This window comes from Variovorax sp. OV700, from assembly GCF_900099805.1.
Classification (GTDB): Bacteria; Pseudomonadota; Gammaproteobacteria; order Burkholderiales; family Burkholderiaceae_C; genus Variovorax.
This window is the reverse complement of record NZ_FNDR01000031.1, coordinates 1-2,983: the sequence shown is the minus strand read 5'-3', so window position 1 is coordinate 2,983 and position 2,983 is coordinate 1. Positions and strand designations below refer to the sequence as shown.

Here is a 2,983-nt window from a genome sequence, read left to right as displayed (position 1 = left end):
ACGGCGCTGGCGCAGAACGGGCCGCTCTTCAGCGCCCAGAGCGACTTCAGCTTCGGCTACCAGCCCATCGACGGCAACTACCCCGCGGGCAGCCCGGGCACCTATGCGGTGGCCACGGGCGACACGCTGCAGAGCATCGCCCGGGGGGCGTACGGGGACAGTTCGCTGTGGTACCTGATCGCGGATGCCAATGGGCTGAGCAGCGATGCGGACCTGCGGACCGGGCAGGTGCTCAGGATTCCGACCAAGGTGGGCAGTGCGGACAACGCGAGCACCTTCAGGCCTTACGACCCGAGCAAGATCGCCAGCGACTCGGCCACGATGATGGCGACGCCGCAGGCCGAGGATGGCGGGTGCGGGGCCGTCGGCCAGATCATCATGGTGGTGGTCGCCGTGGTGGCTGCAGTCTTTACCGCAGGAGCGGCGCTCGCTGCCATGGGCGCCACACTGGCGACCGCCGGGACGGGCACGCTCATCGCGGCGGGGGCCATTGGCGGTGCCGTTGGCTCCATCGCGAGCCAGGCGGTCGGAATAGCGATCGGCGCGCAGGACAGCTTCAGTTGGAAGGGCGTGGCGCTGGGGGCCATCGGCGGCGGTGTCACGGCCGGCCTGGGCGGGGCCGGGTTGCTCCCAGATACGGGCAATGTCTTCCTCAATGGGGCGATTCGTGGTGCCGTGAGCAGCACCTTGACGCAGGGTATCGCAGTGGTCACCGGCTTGCAGGACAAATTCAGCTGGAAGTCGGTCGCTGCATCCGCAGTCGGTGCGGGTGTCGGCGCGGCGGCAGGCCCGGCCATCGGCAAGGCGTTCGGCGAAGCGTTCGGCAACAACGCAGGCAGCGCCTTCGCGGCGCGACTGGCGACGGGCCTGGTCGCGGGCACGGCGGCTGCGGTGATGCGCGGGGGCAAGGTGGCGATTCAGCAGGTTGCGACTGATGCCTTCGGGAATGCGTTGGGGGACTCGATTGCAGCGGCGAACGGGCAGTCCTCGGGCAGCAGTGGGGGCCAAGGCGACAACGAGCTTGACGCGCTCTTCCGGCAGAACAACAACTGGGCCGGGGTATCGGCCATGCCGAGCAACCAGGAGCCGGACTTCAGCTGGATCACGGCGGGCAACGCGCCTGTCAATCCGTATGCCAATCTGTCGATGGCAGGTGGCGTGCAGTTGGCCGCCGGGCCGGGCTACAGCGGCGGTGTGGACTCGAACAGGTTGAGCCTTGACATGCTCAATCCGAACGACCAAGTGCCGGCTGGAGGCTCGTTGCGCGGGATGACGAACGAGGAGTTGCTGGCACGGGGCAATGCGTTGCTCGCAAGCGGAAATTCCTCGATGCCGCTTGGTGGCCCTGTGGTCGACACAGGGATCACTCTACGTGAGATCACAGTCAATGCTCCGGCCGAGGACGACGGTTCATACGACGCCAGCGAGGCGGCACGGCTGTCCAACTACCCGGCGCCCAATGGTGCCTATGCAGGCACCATCACCAACCTGCCGCCCACCTTCTGGGAACGCACATGGCTGTCGTCCGAGGTGCAGCATGTGATGGGCAACAGCATCACCGGCAAGATTGTTGGTGGGCTGGCGCATGCTGGGGGCACTGCGTGGGCAAGCTTCGCCAGTCCCAATGGCTACAACCCCGCCACTGGCAAGAACCTTAACTTGGTGCAGCAACGCGATGGGCGCATCGATACGCTGATCAACGCGGCGAGTACCGTTCTCACTGGAGGCGCAAGCACGGCAACTAGGATGGAGATGCAGGCAGTCAAGAGCGAAGCGCTTGCGACGGGGCGGATGGCAGAGCTGCAGGCCAAGTGGGAGGGCCTCAGTGCGACGGAGCGCCGCACACTGTTGGAGTCCAAGAGCGAGGCGACCTGGTCTGATTGGCTTGCGCAACGCGATGCTCAAGCCAAGGCGGTCAATCCAAATACTCATTTCATGGAAAAGCATGGCCCGGGCACAACCTTAGAGGCTCAGGAAACTCGAGCGACGACAAGGGTGGCTCCGGACAACTCCATTGATCTTGCATATAGAGATTCAACGCGCTTCATGTCGTCCAGAGACATGGGCGCGGCGATGCAGCGTGCCGATTCCATATTCATGTTGAATGGTGGAGTCAACAAAGCCTATCCATTCTCGATGGAGGGGATAATCGGTGAGGGCTACAAAAAAGCGCCGAACAGCAACTGGATGTTCACTACTAACGTCAACGCCGTCTACCGCAATGGTCAGCCCTACACAATGTTCCCGCTCTTGAGGTCTGTGCCATGAAAACCTCCAATCTAGTGAATGCGTACGTGTTGCCGAATCTGTTCTATGAGCTCATGTTCTTGGAGGAGCGCATCGATTTAGACAGGCAGGACTGGAGCGATCAAAAGTGCGTGGACAAGATCATTCAAGAAGCTGTATTGCCCCGCTTCAGTGCATTCACGGTAGAGACCAAGACCGTCGTGCGAAACACTCTTCGCTATCTGCTTGCGACCCAGGGGGAATCTAGTGAGATGTGGGATATTGTTTGGCAAGCTAGTTCAGCACCTATCCCCACCCCGCATGGCGTACGAAGCTTTGTGCAACGTAGCTACGAACTTCTCTTCGGCGAAGAACCCTTGCCACTGGCGGAAGAATTGCAGAGCTATAACGTGAATCACGAAATGCAGTTGGCCAATCGATTGAACTAGATTCAATGGGGAATCTGTTCCTCGTGTGCGCAGCCATCTATTCATAGCTGCTAAAAACAAAAAAGCCCTCACCGCCCGGCCACTGCGGCCGGATTCGTGAGGGCTTCTTCGTTGCGGTGCTGCGCGTTCAGCTGGCCGCTCTGGTCCGTGTCCTGTCCACATGAATCCGTCGCCTCTGCCATCCCGCGGAGGCAGGTAATTTTCAAGCGTTCAAACCGCACCCACGTGGGCACCCGGCTGCGCGACCAGACCCTGAGCACCGAGCTGGCGGCCAGGCCGGTGGAGGAAGACCGCCAGCGCTACTTCCA

The 2,983-nt window shown here is 61.9% G+C and carries 2 protein-coding genes; both read left to right on the top strand.

Annotation, left to right across the window (positions count from 1 at the left end; all coding sequences use genetic code 11):
- The coding region (locus tag BLR24_RS30165; protein WP_139188824.1) for a LysM peptidoglycan-binding domain-containing protein at positions 1-2,268 on the top strand (2,268 nt) is incomplete at its 5' end.
- Complete coding sequence (locus BLR24_RS30160) at positions 2,265-2,675, top strand: hypothetical protein (RefSeq protein WP_093024361.1); 411 nt, start codon at positions 2,265-2,267, stop codon at positions 2,673-2,675. The genes BLR24_RS30165 and BLR24_RS30160, both read left to right, overlap by 4 nt.
- Positions 2,676-2,983: the final 308 nt, after the last annotated feature.